We start from the raw sequence: 15,485 nt of genomic DNA, 5'->3' as shown, positions 1-15,485 counted from the left end.
GCTGATTGCCAATGAAAGCGACATGGATCTGCTTATACGTCAAATGCTCAATATTGGTGAAGCAATGTATTATGCAGGTGCAGAGATCAGCCGTATAGAGGAGACTTTATACAGGCTGGGCAAAGCGTATGGTGCAGAGCACATGAATGTTTATGCGATTACATCCAGTATTCTTATAACAATGTAATTTCGGGGAATGGAAGCGGTTACTCAAAGTCGAAGAATCAGGCGGGATGCAATGGACTTGTCCAAATTGAACCATCTCTATCGCCTTTGCTGTGACTGCATCGATTCCCCGATACCTGTAGAAGCTCTGAAAGAAAAAATCCTTGTGATTTTGGATGAAAGACTGGATGATCTTACAAATGCTTTGGGAAAGGTTATTGCGGCATCGGCGCTTACGATTTTTTTTGGCGGTGGATTGGCTGATGCGCTGTGTTCCGGATTTGAGGCATGCTTCATTGTGTTAAGGTTAAGGAATGTGTAGCAGTACCAAAGAGCAAAAAGCTTTTACAATTTACTCTTGATGATGGTACAGGTGTAGATAGAACAATTCTTTCTGGTATTCATGCATATTATGAACCAGAAGAATTAGTTGGAAAGACACTTATTGCTATTACAAACCTTCCACCTAGAGCAATGATGGGAATTGAATCTTGCGGTATGTTACTTTCAGCAGTAAATAATCTTAAAGATTCAGAGGATGAAGAACTCCATCTTCTTATGGTGGATAACCATATTCCGGCAGGAGCAAAGTTGTATTAATAGAATAAGAGAACACGTTTAATAGGACTCCTAGAAATAGGAGTCTATTTTTTGCCTTATTTAAAAATGAGTATATGTGCAGATGTTCTTGATATATATCAAGAAATAATTGAAAAAGAATGAGAATCATGATATACTTGCATTAGTTGCAAAAGCAAATTTAAGAGAGGTGAATTATGAGCACTGAATCCCTAATATGTTATAACCGCCTTTGGAAATTGATGGTGGATAAGAATATAAATAAGACTCAGCTAAAAGACATAGCACATATTAGCACAAATGCAGTTGCTAAAATGAGTAAGAACGAATATGTTTCATTAGATACGATTGTTAAAATATGCTATGCATTAGACTGTGGAATAGAAGATGTTATTGAAGTGGTCATAGAAAGGCAGGAAAACCAATAGATGCAGGGAATTGACTTTGACGAAATACCAATTAATCGAGAAGAAATATCACAAAGTAAGTTGAATATAGAAAATAAAACGCGGTCAAATTTGTTTAACTGGAATGGACAGTTTTAGCCTCAGTTTATTGAGGCGTTCTAAAGTTCACATTAAATGATGGAACTGACAAGAAACGCACGATTTTAAGCGGTATTCATGAGTACTATGAGCCGGAACAGCTTGTTGGAAAGACATGCGTAGCGATCACAAATCTTCCTACCAGAATGATGATGGGAATCCCATCAGAAGGAATGTTGATTTCAGCAGTGTATGAGTATGACGGACACGAAGGATTGAATCTGCTTATGTTAGATGACGCAATTCCTGCTGGGGCTAAGCTGTATTAAGAAAGTAAATGCATGTATTTTACGACAAATGATGAGCTATGATATAGTAAAAAATATTTCTAAACTTAAAAAACAGGTTGCTAAATTCAGAGAAACTGTATATACTAAAGATAGAAGTAAATGTTTGCCGCTTGCTGATGGTGCGGGGTATAAATAATTCAGTTCGTAAATGAAGCCACTTGCTATACAGGTGGGATAAAAATAGTATAGTTTGTAAATGTTCCCCATCAGTGAATGCTGATGGGGAATTTTATCACATAGGAAAGGTTATTTATGGAGATACAACAGGGATATTCGTATCATATCAAGGATGAATTTTTTGACTTGGTTCAGGATAAATATTTGATGAGTAATAAGGAACAGGGGAACTATCGTCCTCATTACTATGCAATTCAGGATAGAAAAAATCCAAAATTGTATTGGATGATACCAATTAGCTCACAAGCTGAGAAATACAAGGAAATCGTTGAAAAGAAAAAGAAACGATATGGTAAATGCAATACGATAGTGATTGGATTATTTGCAGGGAAAGAAAATGCTTTTTTGATACAGAATACATTTCCTGTTATTGAAAAATATTTTGACCATGTTCATACGATTCAGGAACAGCCTGTAACGATACATAAAAAGTTGGATAAGGTACTTGTTGAAAATCTGAATGAAGTACTGGCTATGTATAATCGTGGAATAAAATTGACTTTTACGGGTATTAAAGCGATTAGGAATATTATGGAAGAAGAACTTGGAAAATAGAGAGGACACCATTGCTTATGCAAATGTAAGTAATGGTGTCCTTTTGTATGAGCAATGTTTATAAACCCACTGTAATTCCAACAAGAAAGGATTCCTCACCGGGAACAAGATCAAGATCACCGCCATGGCTTTCAATGATTTTTCGGACAGAGGAAAGCCCGATTCCATGATCAGCAGATGTACCCTTTCGGGAGAGAAATGTTTTTCCCTCTTGCAAGGCCAGACCGTCGTAAGTGTTTTCAATCTTCAAAAAGTACATATTGCCTCTGGTTTCGCCTGCAATGAAAACGCGGCGCACCCCTTGCTTTTGGCGGCTGCACGCCTCAACGGCATTGTCCAAAAGATTGCCCAGCACCGTACACAGTTCCACATCGGTAAGCGGCATATGATCGGGAAGATCGAGCCGCACCTGAAATTCTGTCCCTTGTGTCTGCGCCATGCCGTAGTAGTATTCAATCAGTGCATTTACGACGGGATTTTTGCAGAACTGGGCAGGGGAGTGACCCGATGATGCAGCAACCTGTTCCTCTACCTGTAACAGGAAGGAGCAGATCTCCGTCTGCCCACGTTCAGAGGCCATGCGGTCTATGGTGCGCAGATGGTGTTTGATGTCGTGGATCAGCCTTCTGTTTTCTGCCGCTGCTTCAGAAACCTGACGGCTGTATTCGGTCTGCATAGAAAGCTGACGGATGACCTGCTTGCGTTCTTCCTGGAAAATCAGGCTGTTTCCATATCCTTCTATCACATCGCGCCAGAGGGAATAACCGATGGCTGCTGCTATGAAAAAGCTGCCCCATTCCAAAAACCAACCGCCGATAACCGGCTCATAAACCGGCAGAAGGCGATCCCATATAAAGGCGCAGGTTGCGGCTGCCGCAGCATAGAAGATCGGCCTGCTCCGTTTTTCTCCTCTGTGAATGGCAAGCACAGCGATGATAAGCAGATAGAGCGCAGATGCCGCCTTATAACAAAAGACCGATGCAGAGAAAAAGCGAATGGCTCCAAGGGAGAGATGGGAAGCCATCATGCCATACACAAACGCATATACCAGAAAAGCAGCGCCCACCCCATTACTGATGGCCGCAGGCAGGAAGCCCGGTCTGCATATCCGGTTTTGCAGAACTACGATCAGCCAGGTAACCAGATAGATACAGAACAGTTCAATCGTGTACCAGGGGAATACGGGAACCGCAGCCAGCATATGAAGCACAGGATAGGATGACAGGCCGCACATGGCAAGGCAGATCAGTCCGAACAGGAATGTATTTTTCTGTTTCATCCGGCGGCTGAAATAAAAGGACAGCAGCGCACAGACAAAGGTAACTGTACAGCTGAACAGGCAGAATGCAAACCGGATTCCTCTGGTTGTATTGACCGCCAGCATCGTTCCGAAAGCAGGCGGATAGACAATTCCTCCGTAAAAGTGGTCATAGTTGCTGACCGCTATGGTGAGTGTGACCGGTTTTCCGCCATGAAAAGTGACCATGCGGTTTTGAACCAATGGTGTCCCCTGTGCCGGTTCCCCCATTTGCAGGATCAGGTCATGATCCAGATAAAGGTTGTAAGCAGAAAACACTTCTGGGATTTCCAGCGCATATGTTTCCTTCCGTTCCGGCAGAAAGAATGTCATCTGATAAGTCCCGCAGCCATAGGGAGAAGGGTTTGCAGGGCTGGAGAAATTGGTCTGCTCTCCGATGGAAAGGTAGCGCATATAATGGCTTTCATCCCGTATTTCTTCCGGGGTCAAAAGCGCGTCAGGATAAAATGCCCAGCCGGATACCAGAAAGCGCACCGGTGACTTTTGAAGTTCTTCCTCAGAAAGCGCCAGAATCCCATTTGCCGCCTGGATTGTGTTCTGGCTATATTTATTATTGAACTGATACAGGCCAAGAAAAAACAGGGATGAGCACAGGCAGACCATACATAAGGCAGCATATTTTTTTACCGCAGAAGATACCATCTTATTTTCGCCTCCTCCTTAGGAAAAACACACCGGCAGACAGAAGAAGCAGACAGGTCGGAATCAAAAGGAGTATGGGCGACCGGCTATGCTCTGTGTCGGCGGCCTGTGCCAGGGAAACGGCATCTTCCTTTCCCACAATGGTGTATGCCCCTGTATGGCTGATCTGAAAGGAGACGGCTTTTGCCGCATCGTCATAACCGGTCATGGGAATTTCCACGCCGCTTTCATCACAGAGGAACCATGTGCCGGCTGCCGGGTCATTTGGACAGGGCAGCATGACAGAAACATCCGGCAGGGAGCTGAGCGCAGTTCCATTGATGGAAAACGAAAAAGAAAAACCGCCGTCCGTATCCTTTTGGATGATGACTTCAATCTGATCTTCGTTTTGGATGCCCTCCGGCAAGGCGTCTTTTGGTATGTTGATAGTGATTCCCTGTTTGGAAAAGACGGCTCTTTGCTCCCCTGTTTGCAGCATCATCAAAAAGCGCGTGCCGGAAATCCGGTCGGTGGTTTCATCGAAGAACTCTGAAAAATCAGGGCTTTTGGAATCCGCATCTTCCTCTGTATCACCGTTTGCCTGTTCCGATGGGAAATCGTCTTTATCTATATCTATGGAATCATCCTTTCCCTCCCAGGATGGCTCGGAAGACTTGTGGGATGGTTCATGATCCGCAGGATCATTTTCTTCACTGACAGGTGGTGTTTTTTCAGAATCGTTGGAATCCACTCTGCCGCCATTTGTTGCAGGCGGTTTTGGAGGCTTTGTGGAGGGCCTGTCTGCGAAACCGTCATCCTGATCGTCGGTATCTTCAGGAGGCGGTTGAATGATGGTATCGGGAGGATTTCCGCCTGCATCCCCTCCATCCCGGTCGCCTTCATGATACCCTTCAAGGACAATTCCATCTGCGTAGGTAAAGGACAGGATGCCGGTCTGTCCGCCGTCATAATCCACCTGAAGGCGGTAACTGCTGCCCGGCATCAGCAGACGGGTAGCAATCGAGAGCATTTCCTGACCCACATAAACGCCACTTTCCAGACGGTTCCATGAACCGCTGTTTTCGGACAGCCATATACTGACCTTGTCCAGATTCCCCGGAGGTGTAACCCAGGGAAAATAAAGGCTTCCTCTGCGAACCAGGAAGCAGTTGATGTCTGGGCTGCCCGGAGCCTGAACAGAAACAGGAATTGAAATTTCAGGGAAATCGACACGATCCGCAAATATGGTATTTTCCGGTGCAGTCAGCCTTCCTGCTGCATGGTACAGTCCCACAGTATTCAAATCAATACCAGAAAAATCCCATTCCACCACAGCGGTGTAGCTGGTTCCATTTTCCGCATAGCATTCCAGATAGTAAGGGGAAAAGGCAAACAAATTTTCCAGCGTTTCGGTTTCGCTGCCCTCTTGAACCGCAAACGCGTCCGTATAAGGATACCATTGCTCTATGGAGGTGATGACAGCAGGCGACATTTCTTTCACCCGGACGGAAATCTGAAGCTCCTGCAAGACAGCTTCACCAAAGGCATACCCCTCCGGCAGTTCAATCCGGCCTGCTGCGGTATATTTGCCTGGAGTGGTCTGGTCAATGTCCGAAAAATCCCATGCGACAGAAAATGTTTCCTGCCGGATTTCTTCACCTGCTGTTACCGTGGCGCGGACGGTTTGATACCGAAGGGCCAGCTGATAAATTTCCTCCAGGTCATCATCAGACGGTGTGGTTCTAAGGGGCAGGGTGAAATCTGGCAGGGAGAGCAGTTCGTCTTCCTTTTGTATTTCTGTGACAAGGACGAGGAATACTTCTTCCGATGCTTCCGGGGTTTTGCTCTCCAGTGTCCCTGGAGTCTCGCTTTCTAAATCCGGCAAAATCTCCCTTCTTTCATCGGCATTGGATGGGGTTGCAGTTTCGGCGGCAAATGCTGGGATACTGCAGGTGAAGCAGAGGAGACAGGCCAGACAGCCCTCCAGAATACGCCTGTGCATTTGCTTCATTCTCATACGATACCCCCCATTCCAGAGAAAACATATTGACGGTAGGTTTCCCGCAGCTGTTTTCCATTGCGGAGGGCAATCGGAAGTTCCTCCCCGTTTATCAAACGGAAGGTCTGACTGTCAACCTGGCTGATGTAATCCATGTTGATTAAAATGCCCCGGTAGCAGGGCAAAAAACGCTTGTCCTTCTGCAATGCGGCAGTAACCTCCTGAAAGCCTCCGCTTACCGGTATCACGCGTTCTGCCGTATGAATCCGTGTCATACGGTTTTGATAATCTATGTATAGAATCTTCTCTGTGGGAAGTTCCAGCTTTTGACGGTCAGCCATAACCGAAAGTGTCATCACTTCATAGGGCGGTTTTAGCTGGCACAGCTCCATCGCTTCTTCAAAATCTGCCTGATGGAGCGAAAGCGGCTTCAGCAGATAATAGCTGGCGGACAGGCTGTACCCCATCCGGGCATAATCTTCTGTAATGGTCAGAAAAACAATCTTACAAAGCCTGTTTTTCTGGCGCAGCCTTCTGGCGGCCTCTATTCCATCCATGTTCTCCATATAGATGTCCATAAAGACAAGCTGAAAATTGACCTGGGCGGCAGCTTTCAGAAAATTCTCTCCGTCCTCAAATTCTGTCAGCGTATAGTCCAGCTGATGCTTTTTCATATAATTTTCCAGGCAGACAGACAGTTCTTCTCTGTCCTCTGCTCTGTCATCCACAATCGCAATCTGCATCGTGCCATCTCCTTTGCACAATAATCCAATATTAGTATAACATAAAACCGCAGGAAAAAACTTGCGTCTTAAACAGGAAACCTGCGTCTTAAACAAAGTCGGTTGCATTTCCCTTGACAAGATGCTACTCTAATTATACTACCAGACTTTCCGATGAGAAGGTCTGGTTTTTTTATGTCATAGGAACGTCCTATGACATAAAAACGCTCCGCGGGATGCGCACTCGCGCGAAGAAGAAACATGTCGCAAGCGACCGCGCTCGGCGCGAGAATGTGCCAAGGCACATTCTTTCTTGTTTTTCTTTTCAGGAAAGGAGGCTCAGCATGAAAATCGCACTTTGTACGGAATTAAGGAATGCAGAATGGTTTGAGAGCAGGCTGCGCTCCCTTTTTGCTGGGGACGGACAGCTTGTCATCGACGAGCTATGGAATGAGAAGCAGCTATCTCAGGCACTGCGGCGGAGCCGATATCATGCGGTTGTCATCGCCATGACCGGGGCAAGGGGATTGGAGGCTGCCATTCAGGCAAAGCAGCTGGCACCGGAAATACCGCTTGTCTGGTGGAGCGATGATAAAAACTTCGCCCTGATCGCATATCACCTGCGTATCCCTGCGTTCCTTTCGGCAGACTGCTCCGATCAGGAGCTATATGAGGCGATAAAACCCATCACAAAATGGAGGTGCGAAAATGCGAATTGCGCTGTGCAGTTATAGTCAGAAGGAGAAAGAAACGGCGTTACTGATGAAGCTTGGCAAAGTAGACCGCTTTGACAATGGCGTATTCTGCGTCTATGCCATGCAGCGGGATGGACCTTATGATGCTGTGGTGGTCATGGAGGACGGAGCCAGGGGAATGAATTTCTGCATGAGCATACGAGGGTACAGCAAGGATGTCCCGCTCCTGTGGATCAGCGACCAGGCAGAATTTGAACCCCAAAGCCGCAGGATGCAGGCGGACACCTTTTTGGTAAAGCCTGTGACAGAATATCAGCTGCGGGAGGCGGTATCCCAGCTGCTTCAGAAAACAACGAGAAGGAACGAACCGCGTGAGGAGGATGAATAAATGATATGGAAATGGAAACGGCCGGCCGCATTTTTACTGGCGGCGGCAATGATTTTTACGATGCCGGGAGTTCCGGCATCTGCGGTGGAAGCGGGTGTATCCGCCGTCCATACGGGGTTGTGCAAGCATCACCCGGAACATACAGAGGACTGCGGATATACGGAAGGAACCGAAGGGGCAGCCTGTAAACATGAGCATACTGAGGATTGCTACACCCTTGTGGAGAAGTGTATCCATAAACATGACGAAAGCTGTTACCCTGTTTTGGAAGGCAGCGTATCAGAAAATACGGCGACCTCATCTGAAGTAGAGGAGGTCCAGCCGACCGAGTGTACCCATAAATGCAGTGAGGAAAGCGGCTGTATCACAAAAAAATTAAGCTGTCCCCATGAGCATGACGAAAGCTGCGGCTACATCCCGGCCACAGAGGGGACGCCTTGCGGGTATATCTGTGAGCAGTGTAATTCTCAGGACAGTGGGCTTGTTCCCGGCGTGTCCGGGAATGCTCCGGCGGAGTGCATCTGCGAAATCCGCTGTGAGAAAGAGGCGGTCAATTCCGACTGTCCGGTCTGCTCTGCGGAAGATGCGGATCTCTCTGCCTGCAAGGGAACAGAGCAGGCAACGCCCCTGATGGCAGCTGCGGCAGACGATGGAACCATCTCCGGCAATGTTACCTGGGACAACCGGACCATAACTACCCCGGTGACGTTGAAGGGCGACACAACAATCACGCTGAGAGGCGAGAATTCCATTACAATTTCCGATACTGCTGAGGTCTCCGCTCTGGAAATGAATTATCGTAGTCTGACCATTCAGGGAAGCGGCAGTCTGACGGTCATTGTTCCTAAAGGGAAATATGGTATTGCGGATAGCAATTACGGCGACACCGCCGGCGGGACGCTTACCATAAAAGGCGGGGCAAAGATAACCACCAACGGCGGTTCGTTCGGCTTGAGCGCTAAAACCATCGTGATTGAGAATGGAACGCTGAATCTAAAAAATTCCGGTTACGGTATTGACACTGAATCCCTGACCATGAGCGGAGGAACCCTTTACGCCACCGGAAAATATGGTGCGATTTCGAATAGTCCACATGGAAAGACCCGAAACATTGACAGCAACCTGACCGTTCTGTATTCGGACAAACAGAATGCAAACACAGACGATATGTCGGTCGGCACAGCGGCCGATACGACAAGAGAAGGGGACGTCAAGACCATCTACATCGCCAAGATGGCGCCCCGAGCAAGCCTGACCGTCGGCGCGCAGCAGGGAACCATACAGGAAAGCTTAGGCCGTCAGACGGCGACCTTCTCCGTGACCGGCAGCAAGGTCCAGATGAATACCCTGAACGTGGAATGGGTGGGCGAGCACACCGGTCTGGCGTTCCAAAAGTCCGATAACGGCGCGACCATCACCGTTACCGCCGACAACACCGTCAAGGAGGGCCGCTATAAGCTGAAGCTGACCGCAGACGGCGTAGAAGGAACCAATCCTAACAAGGCGACCGCCACCGCAACGGTCACCGTCGCCGCCGCGCCCAAAAACCCCATTACCATAAGAACGCAGCCGCAGGTCAGCTATAAGAAAGGCGATGGGCAATTTAAGGCGGATGTCTGGGTAAGGGCCCAGCTGGACCGCGGTACGAATGGTAATATCACCTATCAGTGGTATGTGAACGGAAAGGAATTTAAAGGCACAGGCAGCGGCAGCAATAGAATCACCCTGACCCAATCCGACCTGGCCACAACGGAGAGCAAGGACTGGGAGTACAGCGGCCAGGTCTACTGCAAGCTGTCCTATCAGAGCTATACCGTAAAGACAGACACGGTCGCCGTTACCTTTAACACCTGCCCCCATGAAAGATACACCCACGACGGCAAATGCCAACGGTGCGGCGAACCGTGTAGCGAGGATGTGCTCTTTATTGACGAAGATGGTATCCCCTATTCGTTTGAACGCAATAACGATGGCTCTCAGGTTGGGGGCATTCTGGTCTCCGGCGGAACCTTTTATTTTGTGCGGGATACTGACGTAATCTTGAGAGCGGGGACAACGGGAGACGATGGGACGAACAAAAAGGACCTTACGCTGGACCTGCAGGGCCACAAGGTCAAGGCGCTGGATTTGCAAAATTGCCCGTACAACAGCGTCACCATCAAAAACGGCACGATAGAGAGCAGAGGAGAGGTCATTACCACCAAAGGCCCCACGGTATTGATATTAGACAGCGTTACAACAACATACGGGAATGTCGTTAGTAACCTGGTTACCCTGACGGTAAAGGGCAACTGCGTGTTTGAGCGTCAGGTGAATTTCCTCGGGAAAACCCAGCTCCAGGGCGGCACGTTCCAAGGTGGAATCAATGTAGCACTTGGTGAGGAGGCCCTGGCTCTGCTGGCGGACGGATATGCCTTTGCAGACGCTGATAGCGACGAAATTTTGAACGTTTCCCATGTAGATATTCCGGATAGAATGGTCAAGGTGGTCGCGCATACCGACCAATATCATAACGGCAAATGCGCCTGCGGCAGAATCTGCGACCATGCGGGCAAGGTGGACAGCGCCGGTTACTGCACCCGCTGCCAGATGCTGGTGGAGGCATTTGAAACCGGCGGCACACGATACACCAGTCTGGAAAACGCGCTGGCTGCCGCGCAGAACGGTGACACTATCACGCTGCGGGGGCCTTTGGACATCGAGAACGCAGACCCCATCGAGGTCAGCAAAAATATTATACTGAACCTGAATGGACACACCCTGAGCAAATCCCGTGAGGAGGCGCTTCTTTGTATCCTCGGCTCCAATGTAGTCATAGCGAACGGCACAGTGCAAAACACCTATCCCAACAAACCCCATCATGCGGTGGAGGTTGGAAAACTTAAACAGACAGGCGCAAAGCTGACGCTGGACAATGTCATTCTGAAGGGCAGTATGGACGGCGGAACTGGTTCCCGTGGACATGGGCTTTTCATTTGTACCGGGAACGAAGCCGTGGTAATGAGCGGCAAGGTCATCGGCGGCATCTACACGGAGGGAGCGCTGACCATGTCCGGCGGCAGCGCGGCTCAGCTGGAATTGGGACTTCTTGACAATATTTCAGTGACCCTGTCCGGCGGCTCCTTTGACAGCATCCAAATCGGGAATGACGCAGATTACCAGTCCCTGCTGGCAGGGGGCTATGCCTATCAGAAGCAAGGCGGCGCATTGCTCAAGCTGTCGGAGATGAAGGAGAATACCGCCGTAACCGTTGTGAAGTGCAGCCACCCGGATGACCCTTCCGGCGGGAAGGTTTGCCCCTACTGCGGCTGTGCCGCTGAGGTGACAAAGCCGGACGGCAGCATTTCCTACCATCTGACGGCAGATGACGCCATCGCCGCAGCCGGCGGCGGTACGGTGAAGCTGCTGGCAAATGCAGGCGAGATCACCATCGGCAGCCCGCTCAAGCTGGATCTGAACGGTAAGACGGCGGCAAAACTGACCGTCACCGGAGATGTCACGCTGGCATCCCTGCTGCCGGAGGGTTACGTGTTTAAGAGCGGCAGTACCTGGATCAGCGACCTTAGCAGTACGGAGCTGACCAATGTTTCTATGGCCAAGATCCCCATCAAGAGCATGAACTATCCCACCGAGATGAGCATGACTTATGGCGGTGCGGGGACACTTCTTGTCAATGTAACGAAGGAAACCGGCACAGGCGCTGTAAGCTTCCAGTGGTACAAGGTGGAGGACGGCAAGGCCACAGTGGTCGGCAGTGCGACAACAAGGAATCAATTTGATCTTTCTGCGCTAAAGCTGTCCGCAGGCCAGCACACCTTCCGCTTTTTGGCCACCTGCGACGGCTACGAGAAGATGAGCGAGGATATTGCTGTGACGGTACAAAAGGCCAACATCAGCGCAAGCCTCATCACGCCGCCCATAGCGCAGGAAAACCTGACCTATACCGGCCAGGAGCAGGCGCTGATTACCGCAGGTAGCGTGACGAAGTATGGCACTATGCAGTACAGCCTGACCGAGAACGGTACATACAGCCAGGTCATCCCTGCCGGCACCGATGCCGGAACGTATACCGTGTGGTATCGGGTGATTGGCGATGCAAACCACAATGATACCGCACCCGCCAGCGTGGAGGTCAGCATTGGAAAGAAACCGCTGACGATCAGCGGGGTAACGGCTGTGTCCAAGCCCTATGATGGCACGACAGACGCAGGCATTACCAGCGTAACCTTCGACGGCATGAACTTGAACCGAGGCACAGACTACACCGTGACCGCCAGCTTTGACGATGCCAGTGTGGGCAACGGCAAGAACGTCACTGCCACAGTGACCTTGACGGGGCAGGCCGCGAAGAATTACGCCCTGGAGCAGAGCAGCTTCCCTACGACTGGCAGCATCATCAAGGCCGCTGCGCCTGACTTCACCAAGGAAACCGCGCTGACCATTGTAAACGGCCACGAAAAGACCTACACTGTGACGCTCCCCGCCCTGCCCAAGCTGGAAACGCCCAAAGAGTACGGTGCACCCACCTATGAGATCGTCGAAATCAAACTCAATGACGGCTACTACACCAGCGGCGCGAAGGTGGAAAACGGCAAGCTGACCCTGCCGATTCAGAAAAATGACGTGGAAACCACCGGCTCTGTGGGCACAGTGACCGTAGTGATCAAGAGCACGAACTATAAGGACATCACGCTGACCGTCAATGTTAATGCGACCAACAAGCTTGTCCCCACTGTTACGGCACCTACGGTCAATACACTGACCTACAATGGTGCAGAACAGGCTCTGGTTACAGCGGGCAAGACCACTGGCGGCACAATGCTCTACCGGCTTGGCGATTCTGAGTGGAGTGAGCAGCTCCCCACAGCGAAAAATGCCGGGGAATACACTGTTTGGTATAAGGTTCAGGGAAACGCAGAGTACGCAGATGTGGCAGAACAGAACGTGACTGTGACCGTAGCGAAAAAGTCAGTTACCGTTACGGCGCTTGATAAGAGCGCCTACACCGGCAGCGCCGCGCCCGATCTGAGCAGCCCGGAAGCAGATAAGGATTACAAGGTGGAAGGTCTGGTTGGTGCAGATACCCTGAGCGGCACGGTAACGCTGGACTACGCACAGACACCGGATATGAGCAAAACCGGCAAAACTGCGATCAACATTACTGGTACGCTGTCAAATGACAATTATGCGATCACCTATGTTTCTGGAACGTTGACTGTTTCCAAGCAATCTTCCAGCGACGGCGGTTCCTCCTCTGGTGGTTCGGGCAGCGGTGGAGGCTCATCCTCCGGCGGTTCTAACGGTTCCGGAAGCAATGATAACACCAACCAGCCGGAGGACAAGCCTCAAGCCCCTGTCACCGGTGAAACCAAACCCATACAGCCGGATAAAAACGGCAATGCGGCAGTGGATAACAGCTCTGTCCAGTCCGCCATCGACAAGGCCAAACAGGATGCGAAAAAGAACGGCACCACAGAGAAAGGGATTGGCGTTACGGTTCCCATCACCCCGGCGGCAGGCCAGACCTCTTTTAACGTGACCATCAAGGCGCAGACACTGGATCTGCTGGTTAAAGAAAACGTCCGGCAGTTTACCGTAGCAACAGACCATCTGGTTTCGGTTAATATCGGCCTGGATACTCTGAAGCAGCTGGATACCGCCTCCGCTGGCGGGGACATCATTCTCCGGGCAGATAAGGTGGATGCACTGCGTTCCACTGAGGCCAAAGCCACCATCGGCACAAGACCGACCTATGACCTGTCGCTGGTCTACCTCTCCGGCGGCAAAGAAACACCGATTGCCAACTTAAATGGTCACACTATATCGGTGCGTTTGCCCTACACACCGGCAAAGGGTGAGCAGACAGGTAATCTCTATGCAGTCTATGTAGATGACGCTGGCAAGGTGGAATGGATCACCAAATCCAGTTACAATGCCAGCCTGAAAGCGGTGGTTTTTGAAACCGGTCATTTCAGCGTTTACGGCGTGGGCTACAAGAACCCTGCCCCGGCCTTTACCGATATTACCGGCCACTGGGCAGCAGATAACATCCTCTTTGCAGCCAGCCGGGGACTGCTCTCCGGCACCAGCGACACCACCTTTAGCCCGGACACCGGCATGACCAGAGGAATGTTTGTGACAGCTCTGGGGCGGTTGGCGGGCATCAACCCGGACAGTTACCAGACCGGGAAATTCACCGATGTGAAAGCCGACGCTTACTATGCCCCCTATGTGAACTGGGCGGCGCAGACCGGCATTGTGGAGGGCGTTACCGCCACCACCTTTGCACCGGACACCAACATCAACCGGGAACAGATGGCGGTGATTATGAAAAATTACGCTGCAAAGCTGGGCTATGACCTGCCCCAGACCTTGAAGGCTGTGACCTTTGCGGACAACACACAGATCAGCAGCTGGGCGAAGGATGCGGTCAAGTCCATGCAGCAGGCGGGCATCCTGACCGGGAAGAATGAAAATAAGTTTGACCCCAAGGGAACCGCCACCCGCGCTGAGGTCGCCACGGTTTTGCGGCGGTTTGTGGAAATCGTCATTGACCCGCAGGCCGCAAACGGCTGGCAGCAGAATGACAGCGGACAGTGGAACTATTACAGAAACGGGGAGTCAGTGAAGGGCTGGCTCTCCGAGGATCAGAAGTGGTACTGGCTGGACAAGGTCACCGGAATGATGTTTGCCGGAGGCTGGAAGCAGATTGATGGTAAGTGGTACTACTTCTATGCAGACGGGACGATGGCGGTGAATACCGCATCCGACAGATGAAAAATGAACCCGTAATGTAATGCAAAAATAATATCAATAAAGAGGGATGTGAACAATATGGGCAAGTTTCTGGTACTGTCGCTTACCGACCATGAAGAATATATACTCAGTAGAATTATGGAGATTATTGCGGTCGAGCCAGGATTTGACCATATTGTGACATCCCATCCTTGCAACACTCTTGTTTTTCCGGGCTTGGAGCTTCGGCTGAAGGAGAGAACAGCATACCGAAACGGTGAGTTGATTTCTATGACTCGTCGGGAATTTGCAACATTGGTATACTTGGCAAAACATCCATCCTGGGTATTTTCTGCCGGACAGATCTATGAAGAAGTATGGGGAGGATGGTGAAAATTGCGGAACGGCTGTTGCCTTCGTACCGAAAATCAATGCGAATCCGGTGTATAACGGAGGGTGAAGCCTGCTATATGTATGTAGCAATCATTATGATAACATAAAAGGCACGGCATAAAGCAATCTGATGTAAAATCTATCAGAATAATTTATGCCGTGTCTCTTTTTAATTTGATTGAAAAACGGCACACCGCATTCTCATTACTTTAGCCTGCAAATAAAAAGTCAAGACTTAATGGGAAAAAAAATATAAAATTTTACATGGTTAAAATTAGGCACTAAAATAAGACCACCACAAGC

General features: G+C 49.8%; 9 protein-coding genes and 3 pseudogenes. 9 read left to right on the top strand and 3 right to left on the bottom strand.

Annotation, left to right across the window (positions count from 1 at the left end):
- Positions 1–22 precede the first annotated feature (22 nt).
- The 5 genes and pseudogenes from DWY89_RS14535 to DWY89_RS04240 all read left to right on the top strand — a co-directional run bounded on the left by DWY89_RS14535 (position 23) and on the right by DWY89_RS04240 (position 2,311).
- Positions 23–487: pseudogene (locus tag DWY89_RS14535) on the top strand (threonine/serine exporter family protein).
- Positions 466–765 (top strand): annotated as a pseudogene (locus DWY89_RS04255) (hypothetical protein); the annotation flags it as partial. The pseudogenes DWY89_RS14535 and DWY89_RS04255, both read left to right, overlap by 22 nt.
- A gap of 176 nt (positions 766–941) precedes the next feature.
- Positions 942–1,172, top strand: coding sequence for a helix-turn-helix transcriptional regulator (locus DWY89_RS04250; protein ID WP_107001035.1), 231 nt, complete (start codon positions 942–944; stop codon positions 1,170–1,172).
- A 134-nt stretch (positions 1,173–1,306) separates the two neighbouring features.
- A pseudogene (locus tag DWY89_RS04245) lies at positions 1,307–1,558 on the top strand (hypothetical protein); the annotation flags it as partial.
- A 273-nt stretch (positions 1,559–1,831) separates the two neighbouring features.
- On the top strand, positions 1,832–2,311 hold the full coding sequence (locus DWY89_RS04240; RefSeq protein ID WP_107001034.1) for a hypothetical protein: 480 nt from the start codon (positions 1,832–1,834) through the stop codon (positions 2,309–2,311).
- Between the two features lie 58 nt (positions 2,312–2,369).
- On the opposite strand, the gene DWY89_RS04235 is transcribed toward DWY89_RS04240, so the two are convergent.
- From DWY89_RS04235 to DWY89_RS04225, 3 genes are read right to left on the bottom strand one after another with little or no spacing between them, the layout of a single operon-like run.
- On the bottom strand, positions 2,370–4,271 hold the full coding sequence (locus tag DWY89_RS04235) for a GHKL domain-containing protein (protein WP_118523192.1): 1,902 nt from the start codon (positions 4,269–4,271) through the stop codon (positions 2,370–2,372).
- 1 nt (position 4,272) lies between these two features.
- On the bottom strand, positions 4,273–6,267 hold the full coding sequence (locus DWY89_RS04230) for a hypothetical protein (RefSeq protein WP_118523191.1): 1,995 nt from the start codon (positions 6,265–6,267) through the stop codon (positions 4,273–4,275).
- On the bottom strand, positions 6,264–6,992 hold the full coding sequence (locus DWY89_RS04225) for a LytTR family DNA-binding domain-containing protein (protein ID WP_182434495.1): 729 nt from the start codon (positions 6,990–6,992) through the stop codon (positions 6,264–6,266). The genes DWY89_RS04230 and DWY89_RS04225 overlap by 4 nt, the downstream gene beginning before the upstream one ends.
- Positions 6,993–7,315: 323 nt before the next feature.
- Between DWY89_RS04225 and DWY89_RS04220 the strand changes: the two genes are divergently transcribed.
- Genes DWY89_RS04220 through DWY89_RS04205 form a run of 4 tightly spaced genes read left to right on the top strand, consistent with a single transcriptional unit; the run spans position 7,316 to position 15,182 of the window.
- On the top strand, positions 7,316–7,705 hold the full coding sequence (locus DWY89_RS04220; protein ID WP_118523189.1) for a response regulator transcription factor: 390 nt from the start codon (positions 7,316–7,318) through the stop codon (positions 7,703–7,705).
- On the top strand, positions 7,680–8,054 hold the full coding sequence (locus DWY89_RS04215; protein WP_118467306.1) for a hypothetical protein: 375 nt from the start codon (positions 7,680–7,682) through the stop codon (positions 8,052–8,054). The genes DWY89_RS04220 and DWY89_RS04215 overlap by 26 nt, the downstream gene beginning before the upstream one ends.
- Complete coding sequence (locus DWY89_RS04210) at positions 8,055–14,831, top strand: S-layer homology domain-containing protein (protein WP_118524408.1); 6,777 nt, start codon at positions 8,055–8,057, stop codon at positions 14,829–14,831.
- A gap of 57 nt (positions 14,832–14,888) precedes the next feature.
- Entirely contained in the window at positions 14,889–15,182 is a 294-nt protein-coding gene (locus tag DWY89_RS04205) for a winged helix-turn-helix domain-containing protein (protein WP_243022722.1), read from the top strand.
- The last annotated feature ends 303 nt before the right edge of the window (positions 15,183–15,485 follow it).

The sequence above is a fragment of the Clostridium sp. AF27-5AA genome, from assembly GCF_003478415.1.
GTDB lineage: Bacteria > Bacillota > Clostridia > Lachnospirales > Lachnospiraceae > Otoolea > Otoolea fessa.
This window is presented reverse-complemented; position numbering and strand designations above follow the sequence as displayed.

Excerpts from the sequence above, each read along its gene's own strand:
- DWY89_RS04250 (WP_107001035.1), top strand. The coding sequence starts at position 942 with ATGAGCACTGAATCCCTAATATGTTATAACCGCCTTTGGAAATTGATG.
- DWY89_RS04240 (WP_107001034.1), top strand. The coding sequence starts at position 1,832 with ATGGAGATACAACAGGGATATTCGTATCATATCAAGGATGAATTTTTT.
- DWY89_RS04235 (WP_118523192.1), bottom strand. The coding sequence starts at position 4,271 with ATGGTATCTTCTGCGGTAAAAAAATATGCTGCCTTATGTATGGTCTGC.
- DWY89_RS04230 (WP_118523191.1), bottom strand. The coding sequence starts at position 6,267 with ATGAGAATGAAGCAAATGCACAGGCGTATTCTGGAGGGCTGTCTGGCC.
- DWY89_RS04225 (WP_182434495.1), bottom strand. The coding sequence starts at position 6,992 with ATGCAGATTGCGATTGTGGATGACAGAGCAGAGGACAGAGAAGAACTG.
- DWY89_RS04220 (WP_118523189.1), top strand. The coding sequence starts at position 7,316 with ATGAAAATCGCACTTTGTACGGAATTAAGGAATGCAGAATGGTTTGAG.
- DWY89_RS04215 (WP_118467306.1), top strand. The coding sequence starts at position 7,680 with ATGCGAATTGCGCTGTGCAGTTATAGTCAGAAGGAGAAAGAAACGGCG.
- DWY89_RS04210 (WP_118524408.1), top strand. The coding sequence starts at position 8,055 with ATGATATGGAAATGGAAACGGCCGGCCGCATTTTTACTGGCGGCGGCA.
- DWY89_RS04205 (WP_243022722.1), top strand. The coding sequence starts at position 14,889 with ATGGGCAAGTTTCTGGTACTGTCGCTTACCGACCATGAAGAATATATA.